Raw genomic sequence first — 14,241 nt, forward strand, 5'->3', positions numbered from 1 at the left:
TCGTGTCTTAATCTACCTGACGACTGCTATATCAAGTTCGCTTAATTGCTTGTAAATCCCACACAACGCACCCCGGTTTTGTCTTGGGCACTACAAAAGAAAAATAAATTTATACATTTGGGATGCCCCCTGCAAAGCTCTGTATTTGTAAAACCGATATGATCCCAGCATTTTTAGGAAAAAAACCTCTAGACAGATAAATATTTTGTATGTCATTGTGTATTCATAAACCATATTCAAACTTATTTTTGGCAATTGAAATAACTTTCAATTGATATAAATAATATTTATCAGAATCATAAAAAAAATGAAATTTCAGATAAAGACAACTAGATGGCACCTAGTTATTATGGTGTTTGTTGGTCTGTTATTGGGGCTGCTTATTGGAAAAAGCGAGTTTTGGCAGGAGAAGACAACATCACATCCACAAAGCACTATTTCTAGTGACTATTCTAATTTTCAACCTCATGTTAAAGCACTAACAGCAAATCAAAACACAGATCTCTCTAGTAAAAACTCAAAATCACCCAGCCAAGTCAAAACCCCAGCCTTGATTCCGGAAACGACTTTGTCTGGTAAAAATTCAACATCTCAACCTCAACAAAAAATCAACCAAAACAGCCAACCCGTACCTCAAACGAAAACGCCAAGTCCAAAGACGCCTTTGTCTGGTCAAAATTCAACGTCTCAACCTCAACACAAGAGCAGCCAAAAGAGCCAATTGCAGAAGGCTCGTATTTCCACAGTCAAAACTACCGCAGCTTTTAGGGCTTACAAACCTAGATATGAGATTGCTTGGGCAAACTCAACTAACTATGGAGAGCGCTTCGCAACAGACGTTAATGGTCAACCAGTCAACAATTCACCAATCATAGTACTTCATGAAACCGCTGCACCTGCCTCCAGTGTAATTAATTTTTTTCAAACTCCTCACGATGATAGTAATATTCAAGCAAGCTACCACGCCATGATTAACCTAGATGGGACAGTTGTTTACATAGTCCCACCAGAAAAGCGAGCCTTTGGTGCGGCTCATTCGGTGTTTGATGGGGCGCTTGGTGCAGAAACTGTTCAGACAAATTCTCAGCTCTTTCCATCTGTGAATAATTTCGCTTATCACGTCAGTTTAGAAACACCACCATCTGGCGTCATGAACAACGAACCTACTCACACCGGCTATACAGAGGCTCAATACCAATCTCTGGCTTGGCTTCTGGCTCAAAGTAATGTTCCAGATGAGAGGATTACGACCCATCGAAGTGTGGATCGTTCCGGTCAAAGAATTGATCCCAGAAGTTTTGATTTCAATAAGTTTTTTAAGATACTTCATTCTTTCCGTAAGATAGTTTCTATTAATTGATAATCTATATCAATATATTGCTGATATAGAAACATAGTTGAGGTAGGGAACGCTTAACACGAAACAGGGAATACCGAAGAAGGAATAAAAGTGTAGCGAGTTTTTTAAGCGTACAGCGCAGGCACTCTCACAAAAATTAAATAGAAGTTTTATCTTTAAAATACTTAATATACCGAAAAAGTGTATTTCAAGCAACATTTTACCCAGTATCAAGTCATAATTAATGACTCTGAATATGATTTTTCTAAATAATTATGATGCATGAGAGTTTAAGGCCCTGAATGTGCAATCAAAAATAAAATGGTCACGAGGGAACTAACCCCCTGACCATGTATCAACCAAGTTTTACAACACACAACCACACACAATTTAGTGGGGTCTTTTATTATGTTAAACAATCTTATGATTTTGGTCTAGATTTTTACTGGTGATATCTCCTGTCTACAATTTTCTATGTTTAAAAATATTTTTATAAATAAGCGTAAAGTCTGAAATTAAGCATTATTATTAAGTGGAACCATCAGTGCCAATTCTTATAGAACAGCTATTCAGGGGACAAAGATTCACCAGGAATACTAATTTTGACACTGATATTTGCCCGGAGTTACTTAGATGAGTAGGTCAAGATTGAAAAACGCGCTCATAAAATTTAGGATTTGCGTACTTTACAAATCAACCATTATGTGTAAAAAATTAGCGTGTCTAGTTTTGTGCAGTTTTACAATAGTCAGATGAGCGCAAAAATTTCCCATTTCTATCTCAAAAGTGCATAAGTTGATTTTGCTTGCATTTAATAAAAGAAGAACGGAAAGCAAATCGTCTGATGCGTATAATCAGATTTTTGTAAAGTCTGCCGGATAAAACTTTCCCGGGCGAGCTTTATGTCAATGCGTAAGTCCTAAAGTCTTGGCGATCGCCCATGAAGGCTCCTATGGCTACGCCACGCCTGAGCGCAGAGCGCACGCGGCTTGGGCGAACGGCGAACGGAGCATCGGATGATTGCGGGGGCTTTGCCCCATCGCTTTGTTTGACCCTCCTGTTTGGAATAATGACTCTACAGCTTGTTGTATACAGTAAGAGATACTGTTTACTATTACTTATCTGAAAAAGGAGAATATCTTAAAAGATGGCTCAAAAAAAGAAAAAATCTGTTGCGTCTCAATTAGAGCATCAACTTCACACTAGATGCCCCATTTGTTGTATTATTCCACCTCATATGCTGGAACACGTTGCAGTCAATGGTAACGAAGAGCAGCGTAAGTGGGCATTTCGCACATTAAATGTTTCGGCACAATTTCGTGGACGGCGGAACGTAGTAGGTGCTGTGAATTTTGGGGTTTCCCCAGGTCAGAAGCGTCGTACTATCTATGATGCTAAAAATACTGAACAACTTCCTGGCGTACTCGTCCGTTCAGAAGGCGATCCCCCAAGCCAAGATCCAGCAGTCAACGAAGCCTACGATGCAGCCGGTGCAACTTATGACTTGTTCAAAGAGATTTTTGAGCGCAATTCTGTTGATGACAAAGGACTGCGTTTAGATTCTACCGTCCATTACAACGTTAAATATGACAACGCCTTTTGGAATGGCGACCAAATGGTTTACGGTGATGGTGACGGAGAAATGTTTCAGAGCTTCACCAAATGTATAGATGTTATTGGGCATGAGTTAACTCATGGGGTTACTCAGCATGAAGCTGGTCTCATCTATTTTGGAGAATCTGGAGCACTCAATGAGTCATTTTCTGATGTTTTTGGCTCTCTGGTGAAACAGCGAGTCAAAAATCAGACCGCAGATCAGGCAGACTGGATTATTGGGGAAGGTCTATTGACACTGAAGACAAAAGGTGTAGGCATTCGTTCAATGAAAGCACCTGGAACAGCGTATGATGATCCAGTAATGGGCAAAGACCCCCAACCAGCGCATATGAAAAACAAATACACTGGTACAGATGATAATGGGGGAGTACATATCAACTCAAGTATTCCTAATCTCGCCTTTTATTTAGCGGCTATGGAAATTGGCGGCTATGCTTGGGAAAAAGCTGGGAAAATCTGGTACATTAGTTTACGCGATCGCCTCAAATCCAAAGCCAATTTTAAACAGGCTGCTAATATCACTATCAAAGTTGCTGAAGAACTTTACGGTCAAGGAAGTAAAGAACAAAAAGCAGTGAAGAATGGTTGGCAAAAGGTAGGAGTTCTCTAGAGAAATATTCAACAGACAAAACAATTTGGAGTCATCCGCAGATTGCAACGCATCCACTCGCAACGGGCTACACAGAAACGTACCCACCAAATTAGTAAACACACAGGTGTGTTGTCTGTAAGTGGGCTATAGCCTCAAAAACTTCTGACTTTTGACTTCTTGTTATTGTTGTTTTTCTTGATAAACTGGGAAATATATTGTTATCTTCCCAGTTTTTATTCATTCTTGCAAGATGTAGCAAGACGGAGAACAACAAAATGCGGATATCATTTGAACGCACGGGTGGTTTTGCAGGGATAAGTAGAAAAAAAACTGTAGATACGGCAAGCATTCCGGCAAATGAAGCTGATCAATTACCTTCATTAATACAAGCCGCAGATTTCTTTAATTTACCTGAAAAGATCACAGCTTCTACGACACAACCTGACCGCTTTCAGTACAAACTCACGGTAGAAGATGAAAACAGAGAACACACAATCACTGTGAGTGAAACTGCGCTACCAGGAACGTTAAGACCTTTGATTGAATGGCTGCAACAAAAGTAGAAGAAAGAAACAATATTTTTGTTTTTCATTCTGTAGACAGATGAAAAAATAGACTCATTACAAAACTCATTTTAATATTACGTTTCACTTTGTTCAACTGCTACCTTGTCGAACTCAATATAGAGATGCTTGAGTCCCCGCATGAGTATGTTCGGCAAGTACTGGTAATCATCTTGTGCCAAGCGGATGTTCTTAATCCGTAGCAGCAACCGTTCATAGGCGATCTGCATTTCCTTGCGAGCAAGCATAGCGCCCAAACAATAATGAATGCCATAACCAAAAGATAGGTGGTTGCTGGCATTATGGCGACGTACGTCGAAACGCTCATCGTCTGGAAATTTTATGGGATCGCGGTTAGCAGCATCGAAGCGGATCATGACCAAAGACCCAGCTTTTAGATCAACGTCTCCTAGTTTTGTATCTTGTGTTACAACTCGCCACATTCCCGCTGTCGGAGTTTCCATCCGTAGAACTTCTTCAACAAAGTTCTGTACCAGGGAAAGATCTGTTTGTAGCAACTTCATCTGCTGGGGATTCTTTGTCAGCAACAACATTCCACCCGCGATCGCACTGGTGACTGTCTCATTGCCTGCCACTAGTATTTGCTGAATTATACTCAGCAGTTCAGCAGTGTCGAGCGATCGCTCTTGAGCCACCTTTGCCTGTACCAAGTCCGTGATCAAATCATCTTGAGGCTGTTTTTGGCGTGACTCTATGACATCATGAAAATAATGCTGGAAAGCAAGCACATCTTTAGCACACTCGATCTCCTGCTCTCTAGAAAGCATATGGCTTAGGCGCGCAATAAAAGAATCAGACCATTGTTTGAACTTCGGCAGATCTGCCTGCGGCACACCTAACTGCTGAGCAATAACCTTGAGCGGTAAGGGTACAGCAAACTCACTGACGAATTCACACTTACTCTTATCGATGAAACTGTCAATGAGTTCATCAACAGTCTGCTGAATCAAGTTATGCATTTTATTGACACGCGACGAGGTGAATGCCTTATTCACCAGTGATCGGAATCGCTCGTGTTCTGGCGGATCTGCCGTCAGCAGGGTGTTCATCTGAGGCCAGCCTTGAGCAAAGATTTTTTGCAACTCCGGATCCTGTTCTTCTTTTCCAACCAGTAAAGTAGAGAAATTGCTAGAGAATACTTTTGTATCCTTAAGAATTTCTATCACCAAGTCATAGCGCGTAACGAGGAAGAGCTTAGCGTCAGTATTGGGACTAGGTAGCTCCATAATTGGTGCTTGCTCCTGTGCTAGCTTGTAGAATTCATAAGGGCACACAAGCAGTTCAGGGTCAAAGAAGTTGTAGTCCGACAGATGCTTCATGCTTCTATGGTGGTCAGTGATGGTTTGCTTTGAGTCACTGTGCACTCAACATCATCTTAACAAGTTAGCTTCATCCAAGAGCACTACGTACCAAAATCACAGTGCAATGACTCTTACGAGAAATCGTCTCTGGTATATTTCCTTTGATTGCCTTTTGCAAAAGCTTTTCACGGCTAGCGCCTAGAACAATAACATCACTTTGGTCTTTTTCGGCACACTCAATCACAGCTTCACACACAGAATCGGCGCGAACTGGAGTTGCCATGACATGAGCACCGACTTTACGCTTGAGAAAGCGGACAGATGTTTCTAATGGCTTTGTATCAGGAGTAGAGCCATTCGGCTGGAAGACTTGACAGACTTTAATTTCCGGCGTTGAACTTAAAGAAGCAAGCGCAGGTAAAAGTTGAAGGGCTTGACGAGAGTTAGGACCTCCTGCTACTGACAATAACCAACGGTTAAAAGCTATTGTGCCATTCAACTTCACTAAGACAAGATCACAAGTAGCCTGACGAATGACAGTATCTACCACTCGGCTAAAAACTCGTCCTGGTGTAGAAGTCTTGCCTTTCCAACCCATCAAAACTAAGTCAATGTGTCGTTCTCTGACAGTTTCTAAAATTGCTCTGGCGATATTATCAGCAACTCGTATCTGTGTATGAACGGGAATCTGCTTTTCTTGCCCAAGTTGTAGCGCTTGATTCAAAAGATGATGACTATCAGTGGTTTGCACTGGTGTTTGAGCCGGGTTGCAACCGCGCGGCACGAGAATCACTTGCAGGCATTCTAATTCATAATTACGCTCTTTAGCTATTGCCAGCGCCATCTCAAGCAGAGTTTGTGCGGTGCCCGGATGCGAAAGCGGTACTAATAATCGTCCTTTGCCTGTTTCTGGAGAACGGGTTTGGTAAACGACGTACGAAGGTTTCGCTTTCGATGCCACCTTAGAGGTTTTGCCACTCAATTGTTCTGCTTCTACACGAATGATATCGCTACGTGTAATAATTCCAACTAGTTTGCTGACTTCTGTTACTGGTAGACAGTTGAGGTTATGACGGTTGAGTAGATGTAGAACATAAGCCAACGTATCTTGTGGACTCACTGTTACAGGTTCGGGTGTCATGACTTCGCTGATTGGTGTATTCCCACCTGATGGAAGTGAGGCAATATTTGCGACATCTTTCTGAGTTAGCATACCAACAACTTTGCGACCATCAATAACAGGAAAGTTGCGATGCTGTGAGTTAGAAAAAGCCTGTAATGCTTCGTCAACGCTCATCTGGCTAGATAATGTTTCCACACGGTGCTGCATCACATCTACTGCATTGAGCCGCGATAATAATCCCTCTTTTTTTGGCTCTTGTTCTATGTGAATACCACTAAGCTCTAACAAATGATCGTAAAGCGAACCAGCCGCCACCTTTTCCGCCACCAAATAAGCAACAACCGCACCAATCATCAGCGGTAATACCAAATTAAAATCTGTCGTCATCTCAAAGACGATGATGATGCTGGTGATTGGGACTCTAGCTACAGCACTCAAAAACGTCCCCATCCCTGCTAAAGCATAGGTTGTGGGAGAAGTGATTCCCAACATACTATGTTCTGCAATTCCCACTAAATAACCAAGAGCAGCTCCCAAAAGCATTGGGGGAACTAATAACCCTCCTGGTGCCCCCGAACCGTATGCTATTAATATCAGGACAAACTGAGAAACAAAAGCAATAATAGTCACACCAGCGCTGAGATCACCCGCAGTCAAAGTTTCCCGTAATCCTGCTGTATCCCGAAAAGGCGCTGGCAAAAGAGCGACTACTATACCACAAATTAACCCAGCTAACCCCACTCGCAGAGGTAATCCAAAGGGTAACCAACGGTTGTTAAATTTTATAGAAGCGATAATTCCTCGATTAAACAGTCCACCCAGCAACCCTGCTAATACTCCTAAAGCCAGGTAGAAAGGAATTTCTGGAAGTGAAAAATTGGTTTGTAGTGCAGTTAACTCTAAAACTAAGCTATGTCCTCCGAGCCATCGGGAAATCACCGCACCAATGAAAGAAGCGAGTATTGCTGTACCTAGAGTAAAGCCAGAGACATCTTGAAGCAGTTCTTCGACAACAAACAGAAAACCGGAGATAGGGGCATCGAAAGCTGCAGCTAAACCAGCTCCTGCACCTGCTGCAATAATTTGGCGACGGTAATCAGGGGAACTTGGAAATAAGCGATTGACTTGATTGGCGATCGCAGCTCCCACCTGTAGCGTTGGACCTTCCCGACCTAAAGGCAAACCCGAAGCTAATGCTATCATTGCGCTAAATAGCTTAACTATTGCTACTCGCAAATTCAGCGACACTGGCACCTTGGCAAGTACTGCCTTAACTTGTGAAATCCCACTACCAGAAGCCTCAGGAGCCATTCGTTCCACCAACCAACCAGACAGCAATCCGCCGCCTAAGCCAATTGCTGGTAGTACTAACCAAGCTGGTAGTACATGAGTCATATGGACTCGCCAGCCACCTAAATAACCCACGCCTTGCTTTAACAAAACTGCTGCTAACGCTGACACTAAACCAATCAGACAAGCTTGAAAAATAGCAAAGCGTTTAGGTTGCAAAAGTTGCCGATAAAGCCTGAGCCAAAGAATTTTTCCCCTGATTAGCATCTTGTTGGCAATCTCTTCTTAATATATGAATTATAGAGAAGTTATGGTTTTAAATTTACAGGGAACACTTCGACTACGCTCAGTGCCAGTCAGCACAAGCCGCTCAGTGCAGGGAACAGGGAACAGGGAAGATAGCTGCTATATGATCCTGTTTTGTTTATTGATAAATTATTTGTGGGGTTAATAAGGCAACATATCAAACATCTACAACATCCGGGCTATATTTGCGTGAAATATAAAGAAATGTCAAAAATTTTCTGCAACAATGGAAATCATGCTGTAAAGCCGCATTGTCGGATTTAAAAATACTATATTGGAGTTTATGGGTAGGCAACGAGTTCTTTCCGGAGTTCAACCAACTGGCAATTTACATTTAGGCAACTACTTGGGTGCAATTCGCAACTGGGTAGAAATCCAAAGCCAGTATGACAATTTTCTCTTTATAGCTGATTTACACGCGATTACTGTGCCCCATGAACCAGCAACGCTGGCAGCTAATACCTATACTCTAGCTACTTTATATCTGGCTTGCGGACTTGATCTCAACCACTCTACTATTTTTGTGCAATCTCATGTTTCTGCCCACAGTGAACTAACTTGGTTGTTTAACTGCATCACGCCCCTCAATTGGCTGCAAGACATGATCCAGTTTAAGGAAAAAGCAGTCAAACAAGGAGAAAATGTGAATGTTGGCTTGTTGGACTACCCAGTGCTGATGGCATCTGATATTTTGCTTTATAAACCAGATAAAGTGCCCGTCGGTGAAGATCAAAAGCAACATTTGGAACTGACACGAGATATCGTCAACAGGTTTAATCACCAATTTGCTAAACCAAATCAGCCAGTGCTAAAGTTACCAGAACCTTTGATTCGTAAAGAAGGTGCAAGGGTGATGAGTTTAACGGATGGTACTAAGAAAATGTCGAAGTCCGATCCGTCTGAGTTGAGTCGGATCAACTTGCTAGATTCACCTGATGAAATTGCAAAAAAAATTAAGCGCTGCAAAACTGATCCGATACGCGGTTTGGAGTTTGACAACCCAGAACGTCCTGAAAGTAACAATTTGTTAACTCTGTATATGCTGCTTTCTGGAAAAACGAAGGAAGAGGTAGCAGCTGAGTGTCAGGATATGGGCTGGGGGCAATTTAAACCTTTGTTAACGGATACGACGATTGAAGCCCTCAAACCCATCCAAGAAAAATATCAGGCGGTGATGAACGACAAAGGTTATCTGGAGTCTGTGTTGCGGGATGGAAAGCAAAAAGCAGAGGCGATCGCCAACCAAACTCTTAATGAAGTCAAAGCTGCGATGGGTTACTCTATACCGTTATAAGGTTTTCTCATCAGGTTGTCTTGTGTTATAGCTGTACCATTAGACAGAAATGGTCGTTTTTTATGCTGGATACGATAACTCCAACAGCTTTAACTTCTTTTCGTACAGCTGCGAAAACAGGTAAATTCCTGATTACCGCCGAGGTTACACCACCGAAAGGCGGTAATCCAGAACACATGATACAAATGGCGGCGACTCTTAAGGGGAGGGTTCATGCCGTCAATATTACTGATGGTAGCCGCGCAGTATTACGGATGTGTTCACTAGTGGCATCGGCAATTTTGTTACAAAATGGCATCGAGCCGATTTGTCAGATTGCTTGTCGCGATCGCAACCGTATTGCGATACAAGCCGACCTCATGGGCGCTCATGCTCTGGGTATTTATAACATCCTAGCTTTGACTGGCGATCCTGTGAAAGCAGGCGACCATCCCGACGCTAAAGGCGTGTTCGACTTGGAAGGAGTGCGGTTGCTGCAACTGATTCACAAACTCAATCAAGGCATTGACTGCAACGAAAAACCTCTGAGTGACGGTGCGCTGGATTTATTTCCAGGTGCAGCAGTCGATCCGCAATGTGCAAGTTGGTCTGGTTTACAAAGTCGGTTTGAGCGCAAATTAGCGGCGGGGGCGCAGTTTTTTCAAAGTCAATTGATTACAGACTTTGAACGGCTAGAAAAGTTTATGGACAAAATAGCTGCAGGCTGTGATAAACCAATTTTGGCAGGAATTTTTCTGTTGAAATCAGCGAAAAATGCTCAGTTTATCAATCGGTGTGTACCAGGTGTGAATATTCCTGACCACATTATTGATAGATTGGCGCAAGCAAAAGATCCGCTTGAGGAAGGAATGAAAATTGCTGCTGAACAAGTCCAAATCGCACGTCAATTGTGTCAGGGTGTGCACATGATGGCGGTGAAGCGTGAAGATTTGATTGTGCCAATTTTGGATATGGCTGGCGTTGGGGTAGTTACTAAGTAGTCTATCGCGTTAGTTTTGATTGGTTTGTGTACCATCAAAACCCTGTACGAACGCTCGGATGCAACGTCTCTACAACCCACCACTCAAAACCTCACCCTCGCTTTTAGCTGCGCTAAAATCTTTCCCTCTCCTTACTAAGGAGAGGGATGCCCGATAGGGCAGGGTGAGGTTGCGTTCGCGTAGCGTCTGGTAGAGAGGGAGTTTTGAGTCATTTGATTTAGGGTTGGGGAGGGGTTTTTTCCATGTGTTGCATTCTTTTTTCAAATTGGTATAACTGCCTTTACCCATCTCCATAAAGGGCGATAAGCCGGAGGCTTGACGCTTTGCGTATCGCGAATGCGCACCGTAAGGCATTCTCCTGGTGCAAGCTATAATCTCAACAACCTGCTCAAATCATTGAGAGTCAAGTATGGCTCAAGTTTTAGTAGAAGACGTAGATCCCTACGCCACAGCATATCCTGTATACTGCCTGAGTTCAGGCTCTCGAAATCCTAAGACAATGTGGTTCTCGGGGATTCCAGCTTCTGTCAAATCTTTGGCAATACCGTGTTGAGTACCATCCCGCTGAATCCAGAGTTTGTTGTTGATAATGTCGATGTGAATAATACAACCGTGAACTCGGCGATCGCCATCCCATCCCACATTCACCAGCAAATATCGGTCGTTCTTGCGATCAAAGACGACTTCGGTTTGAATCTCGCCGTAAGCGTAAGGAACAGCAGCATATTCAGAGAGAATTTTTTCAGTAATCTGTCTATAGCTGTCTAGGGTATCCATTTGAGAATTACCTCCATGCTAGGATCAAACACAATCAGCTTGACACGACCTTTGCTTAATAACAGTTTACCAATTGGTTCTTCAAACAGGTCTATGTAAACTCCATTGCGGATAGCAAGGTATAAAACTCGTTCTGGTTCTTTTTCTGAAAGAATATCATTGTAGAGAATATACTGCCCCAGCGCCTTTTCTAAATCATCGATATCAGAGCGACCAACAAAACTTTTAATTACGACTGCTATTTTAGACTTTTCTTTCTCAGCAGCGATGAGTTGTTCTGCTCCCAAGTCAACATATAAATCTTTTTTACCCATCTCAAGTTTTAGAGGATCGTGGGTTATTGTCCATCCATCTTTGAGCAGAGCATTTTTAACAGTGTTATGATAAATATCGCGTGAAGGCATAATGTTTCATCGGTGAACAATGAACAGTGAGAACTGAGAACTGATAACTGTTAAATGTGTACTTGATAGACAAAATATAGCAATCCTATTTGATAGGTGAAAATTGTTGAAGTCCAGAAACCCGGTTTCTGGGAGAAACCGGGTTTCTAATTTTAAAAAAATGATTTAGGACTGCTATATAACCACAATTCTGATTAGCAGGAATTGCTGACATCATTTTTTTAGGATAAGCTAACTTGAGATTCTCCATCAATTCAATAAAGCTATTCTGTTTATATCTTGCAAACCTAGGATTACAAAGTTTGGGACAGGTACAATATATTCAGATGACCTACTCTTGTAAAGGCAGCACAGTAATTAACTCAGAAAATCTCGCAAAATCTCCAGTGTTATGAGTTAACAGCTGAGGAATACCGTAAACTAGCATTGTGGCGACAATATTCGCATCATGTACCTGCTTGCCACCAATGGTAATTTCTTCCATCAACGTCAACAACCTTTCAGTCACATGCAAGTTATCTTCAGCTAACCGAAAGCGGTTGGAGAAATACCGCACGTCTTCCACTAGGGAAGAAACAGGAATTTCTCCAGTTAAGTCACCTTTCCTTGTCATAGCTGCTAAATATTCCCTGAGAGTTTGGCGACTGATCCATAGTTCAATTCCCTGTTCTTCTATAGCTTGAAGTCGTTCCGTAGCTTGTAAGTGAAACGGTGACAAAGCTAAATTGGCATAAACCAAAATATTCATGTCGATGAAGACAGGGTTATCAGTCGTTTGCATATAAATCTTCTCGGCGGAAAGTAACGCTTTGCGAGACTAATCCTACAGGATAGGCAGAAAATTTTAGAGGCGGACGTTTTTCCTTAATTATCTGCTTCTCTACCAAAGGTTTTTCATCAATCACCACCACCAATTCATGCTCACCTGGTGGAATATCTGGTGGTAACTGTACTGTGATTTTCCCATCTTCTGTAACTGTAGCAATTGTCGTAATCGCTTTCATCTCATTTCTCCTAAAATATGACGTTAGCGTCCCCAATCATCATACATATCCTCACGTCTTAAAGAAAGATTTTCAGGTCAAGAACCATAATTGTGTACTGGGAAGTTTAAAGGCGGACGCTTTTCCTTTATCTCTGGTTTTTTGGGTAAAACCTGTTCATCAATCACTACCACCACTTGATGCTCACCTACTGGAATATCTGGTCGTAACTGTATTGTCATGTCATTTTTCCATCTTCTGTAACCGTAGCAATTGTTTCAATAATCTTCATATCATTCCTCCTTTTTACTCCATCACCGCTAACACCGCTTTCGGCAACAATTTATCTTTAAACCAAACAATCCTAGCAGGCACATCATTTAATTGAACTCCAGCTTTTTCCAAATTCAATCGCTCAGAAATCGCCAAAATTAAATCATCACGTCCTGCACGTCGCACCTGTGAAAACTTCTTTTGTAAATATTCTGGTCGCCAATAACCAACTATTTCTAATAACAGCGATCGCCCATCAGGATGGACTAATCTAAAATCAGGAATCATCACACTTCCAGGAATAGGAATTAAGTCAACTTCTCGCTCTAACACCCAATCCGTTTTTGTTGACTCCCACTTATCAGCAAAAGACTCTTCCAACATACTGTCGTATGGTTTACCAGTGGAATAATGAGACACCAAACCGCATTCAGAATTGAGAGTAAAACGTCCCGTTTTCCATGTATTTGTGTATGGATCACGAATTTGTAATATTGTGGAAAGACTCCATTTTGTGACATGAAGTAAAGCCGGAATCAGCTTCGCTATAGCCAAACCATAACGTGTACTTGGAGTAAACAAACTCGTCGGACCATCAATTGTAATTGTAAAACCGTGGTCAGCATCTCCCTCAATATAAGACATTAATTGAAACAACTTGAGGTAGCGAAACAAAAGCTTATATTGTCCAGGCACATTGCGATGAGCATTTATCACCAACTGACTTGCTCTATAAAACACCCCCTGCACCTGAGATAAATTGTAGCGATGCAATAAATCATGGGGTGCTGGTGCATCAAAAGCAGTTAAAATTTTATTCTCAGACAAATCCGCATATAACCCCTCACGAACTTGTTTCGGCAAAACTTCACGTTCAAGTTCATGACTCAATTCATCAGCAATATGAGTTAAAGTCGTTTCTGTCAACTCGCGACTCGGAGGAGACTTAGCCGCCAAAGCAAAAACCCTTTCTCGTAACATTTGAGGTTCCAAAGGACTCACCACCTCAAAAGTACAGAAACTGCTTTTGAGGATATAAGCTAAACCCCGCTTGACTCTATAATCTGGAGTATCCCCCTCCAACTCTGACAATTGACGCTCAAGCGCACCCTGAGTCTTACCTACCGCTTCCTGAAAACAACTTGTTAACTCAGTGGCGATCGCCAAATGATTATCATCAATCTTCAGTCTCTTCGGGATAATCTCTTCCCCATTTTGTCTGTGACTTAGTAATTCTGTTGGTAACATTGAAATTTTGAACCGCAGAGCAACGCAGATACAGCAGATTGCAGGTAGATAGAGTATACTAAAGTAAGTGCATCAAAGCTTGAAAATAAAACCATTATCAATCGACTTTCGAGAAAAAATAATTAAACTG

Annotated in this window: 13 protein-coding genes; 5 read left to right on the top strand and 8 right to left on the bottom strand. The window is 42.0% G+C overall.

What is annotated here, in order from left to right; all coding sequences use genetic code 11:
• Positions 1-307 precede the first annotated feature (307 nt).
• From DP114_RS13305 to DP114_RS13315, 3 genes are all read left to right on the top strand, one after another.
• The gene (locus DP114_RS13305; protein ID WP_246163163.1) at positions 308-1,360 is read left to right on the top strand and encodes an N-acetylmuramoyl-L-alanine amidase; all 1,053 of its coding nucleotides are present in this window, start codon (positions 308-310) and stop codon (positions 1,358-1,360) included.
• A gap of 1,126 nt (positions 1,361-2,486) precedes the next feature.
• Complete coding sequence (locus tag DP114_RS13310) at positions 2,487-3,566, top strand: M4 family metallopeptidase (protein ID WP_171976310.1); 1,080 nt, start codon at positions 2,487-2,489, stop codon at positions 3,564-3,566.
• Between the two features lie 257 nt (positions 3,567-3,823).
• Positions 3,824-4,111: a protealysin inhibitor emfourin gene (locus DP114_RS13315; protein WP_169263744.1), complete on the top strand. Its 288-nt coding sequence runs from the start codon at positions 3,824-3,826 to the stop codon at positions 4,109-4,111.
• A 77-nt stretch (positions 4,112-4,188) separates the two neighbouring features.
• Here the strand turns inward: DP114_RS13315 and DP114_RS13320 are convergent, their stop codons facing one another.
• Positions 4,189-5,451: a cytochrome P450 gene (locus DP114_RS13320; protein WP_171976311.1), complete on the bottom strand. Its 1,263-nt coding sequence runs from the start codon at positions 5,449-5,451 to the stop codon at positions 4,189-4,191.
• Between the two features lie 70 nt (positions 5,452-5,521).
• Complete coding sequence (locus DP114_RS13325) at positions 5,522-8,113, bottom strand: chloride channel protein (RefSeq protein ID WP_171976312.1); 2,592 nt, start codon at positions 8,111-8,113, stop codon at positions 5,522-5,524.
• 322 nt (positions 8,114-8,435) lie between these two features.
• On the opposite strand from DP114_RS13325, the gene trpS reads away from it, so the two are divergent.
• Together trpS and DP114_RS13335 are read left to right on the top strand one after the other, a co-directional pair.
• On the top strand, positions 8,436-9,446 hold the full coding sequence (gene trpS, locus DP114_RS13330) for a tryptophan--tRNA ligase (protein WP_171976313.1): 1,011 nt from the start codon (positions 8,436-8,438) through the stop codon (positions 9,444-9,446).
• 62 nt (positions 9,447-9,508) lie between these two features.
• Positions 9,509-10,426: a methylenetetrahydrofolate reductase gene (locus tag DP114_RS13335; protein WP_171976314.1), complete on the top strand. Its 918-nt coding sequence runs from the start codon at positions 9,509-9,511 to the stop codon at positions 10,424-10,426.
• A 441-nt stretch (positions 10,427-10,867) separates the two neighbouring features.
• On the opposite strand, the gene DP114_RS13345 is transcribed toward DP114_RS13335, so the two are convergent.
• From DP114_RS13345 to DP114_RS13370, 6 genes are all read right to left on the bottom strand, one after another.
• A complete protein-coding gene (locus tag DP114_RS13345; protein ID WP_171976315.1) occupies positions 10,868-11,203 on the bottom strand; it encodes a XisI protein in 336 nt (111 codons plus the stop codon).
• Positions 11,191-11,607: an element excision factor XisH family protein gene (locus DP114_RS13350; protein ID WP_169263750.1), complete on the bottom strand. Its 417-nt coding sequence runs from the start codon at positions 11,605-11,607 to the stop codon at positions 11,191-11,193. Before DP114_RS13350 ends, DP114_RS13345 begins: the two co-directional genes overlap by 13 nt.
• Positions 11,608-11,938: 331 nt before the next feature.
• Positions 11,939-12,388, bottom strand: a complete 450-nt coding sequence (locus DP114_RS13355; protein WP_169263751.1) for a type II toxin-antitoxin system VapC family toxin — start codon at positions 12,386-12,388, stop codon at positions 11,939-11,941.
• Positions 12,375-12,611 carry a hypothetical protein gene (locus DP114_RS13360; RefSeq protein WP_169263752.1) on the bottom strand — a complete coding sequence of 79 codons (237 nt, stop codon included), beginning with the start codon at positions 12,609-12,611 and terminating at the stop codon, positions 12,375-12,377. The genes DP114_RS13355 and DP114_RS13360 overlap by 14 nt, the downstream gene beginning before the upstream one ends.
• Positions 12,612-12,688: 77 nt before the next feature.
• On the bottom strand, positions 12,689-12,832 hold the full coding sequence (locus DP114_RS13365; RefSeq protein WP_211178317.1) for a hypothetical protein: 144 nt from the start codon (positions 12,830-12,832) through the stop codon (positions 12,689-12,691).
• 64 nt (positions 12,833-12,896) lie between these two features.
• Complete coding sequence (locus DP114_RS13370; protein ID WP_169263753.1) at positions 12,897-14,111, bottom strand: DUF790 family protein; 1,215 nt, start codon at positions 14,109-14,111, stop codon at positions 12,897-12,899.
• Between the last annotated feature and the right edge of the window lie 130 nt (positions 14,112-14,241).

The sequence above is a fragment of the Brasilonema sennae CENA114 genome, assembly GCF_006968745.1.
Classification (GTDB): domain Bacteria; phylum Cyanobacteriota; class Cyanobacteriia; order Cyanobacteriales; family Nostocaceae; genus Brasilonema; species Brasilonema sennae.

Coding starts and splice junctions, on each gene's coding strand:
- DP114_RS13325 (WP_171976312.1), bottom strand. CDS start 8,113: ATGCTAATCAGGGGAAAAATTCTTTGGCTCAGGCTTTATCGGCAACTT.
- DP114_RS13365 (WP_211178317.1), bottom strand. CDS start 12,832: ATGACAATACAGTTACGACCAGATATTCCAGTAGGTGAGCATCAAGTG.
- DP114_RS13320 (WP_171976311.1), bottom strand. CDS start 5,451: ATGAAGCATCTGTCGGACTACAACTTCTTTGACCCTGAACTGCTTGTG.
- DP114_RS13345 (WP_171976315.1), bottom strand. CDS start 11,203: ATGGATACCCTAGACAGCTATAGACAGATTACTGAAAAAATTCTCTCT.
- trpS (WP_171976313.1), top strand. CDS start 8,436: ATGGGTAGGCAACGAGTTCTTTCCGGAGTTCAACCAACTGGCAATTTA.
- DP114_RS13335 (WP_171976314.1), top strand. CDS start 9,509: ATGCTGGATACGATAACTCCAACAGCTTTAACTTCTTTTCGTACAGCT.
- DP114_RS13315 (WP_169263744.1), top strand. CDS start 3,824: ATGCGGATATCATTTGAACGCACGGGTGGTTTTGCAGGGATAAGTAGA.
- DP114_RS13370 (WP_169263753.1), bottom strand. CDS start 14,111: ATGTTACCAACAGAATTACTAAGTCACAGACAAAATGGGGAAGAGATT.
- DP114_RS13350 (WP_169263750.1), bottom strand. CDS start 11,607: ATGCCTTCACGCGATATTTATCATAACACTGTTAAAAATGCTCTGCTC.
- DP114_RS13360 (WP_169263752.1), bottom strand. CDS start 12,611: ATGAAAGCGATTACGACAATTGCTACAGTTACAGAAGATGGGAAAATC.
- DP114_RS13305 (WP_246163163.1), top strand. CDS start 308: ATGAAATTTCAGATAAAGACAACTAGATGGCACCTAGTTATTATGGTG.
- DP114_RS13355 (WP_169263751.1), bottom strand. CDS start 12,388: ATGCAAACGACTGATAACCCTGTCTTCATCGACATGAATATTTTGGTT.
- DP114_RS13310 (WP_171976310.1), top strand. CDS start 2,487: ATGGCTCAAAAAAAGAAAAAATCTGTTGCGTCTCAATTAGAGCATCAA.